The sequence below is a fragment of the Sphingomonas sp. ABOLG genome (genome assembly GCF_003950435.1).
Taxonomy (GTDB): Bacteria; Pseudomonadota; Alphaproteobacteria; order Sphingomonadales; family Sphingomonadaceae; genus Sphingomonas; species Sphingomonas panaciterrae.
Genome location: NZ_QQWW01000047.1, coordinates 1 through 832 on the forward strand (window position 1 = coordinate 1; position 832 = coordinate 832).

The 832-nt window shown below is 60.6% G+C and carries 1 protein-coding gene; it reads right to left on the reverse strand.

Annotated features, from left to right (window positions below):
• Nucleotides 1-201 precede the first annotated feature (201 nt).
• A partial coding sequence (locus tag CA236_RS18600; RefSeq protein ID WP_164518994.1) for a DDE-type integrase/transposase/recombinase occupies nt 202-832 on the reverse strand: 631 nt, incomplete at its 5' end.

An 832-nucleotide genomic window follows, 5' to 3' on the forward strand; every position in this document is an offset into this window, starting at 1 on the left:
CCCGGCCTATGTGGTGATCAAGGCCGCCGATCAGTTCCACACCAAGACCACCCGGCCGAACGAGATGTGGCAGACCGACTTCACCTACTTCAAGATTATCGGGTGGGGCTGGATGTACCTGTCGACCTGTCCGTCGTCAGAACATTCGGCACAACTCGCGGCGTAAATTAGCGGAGTGCGGGCCTCGTCTCGGGGTTGATGTTATGCGGCGAGCTTGCGGTGTTGCAAGCGTCGATATTCGATGGTCTGTCGTTTGATCCTTTCGCGTTGTTTGATGATGGCGGGTGCCCTACCGAAGTAGGCATCGGCGGGCGTCACGTTGCTGAGGCTCTCGTGGTAACGCTGGTGGTTGTAGTGCTCGACGAAGGCCTCGATCCGGGCCTCGAGGTCGCCGGGCAGGAAGTAGTTTTCCAGCAGGATGCGGTTTTTCAGGGTCTGATGCCAGCGCTCGATCTTGCCCTGGGTCTGCGGGTGTAGCGGGGCACCGCGCACATGGCTCATCTTCTGGGCCTCGATGTATTCCGCCAGTTCGCCGGCGATGTAGCTGGGGCCATTGTCCGACAGCAGCCTTGGCTTGTGCAGCACCGTGGCGCTGTCGCAGCCCGATGCGGCCAGTGCCATGTCCAGCGTGTCGGTCACGTCCTCGGCGCGCATGTTGGTGCACAGCTTCCAGGCGATGATGTAGCGTGAGAAGTCGTCGAGCACGGTCGACAGGTACATCCAGCCCCACCCGATAATCTTGAAGTAGGTGAAGTCGGTCTGCCACATCTCGTTCGGCCGGGTGGTCTTGGTGTGGAACTGATCGGCGGCCTTGATCACCACATAGGCCGGG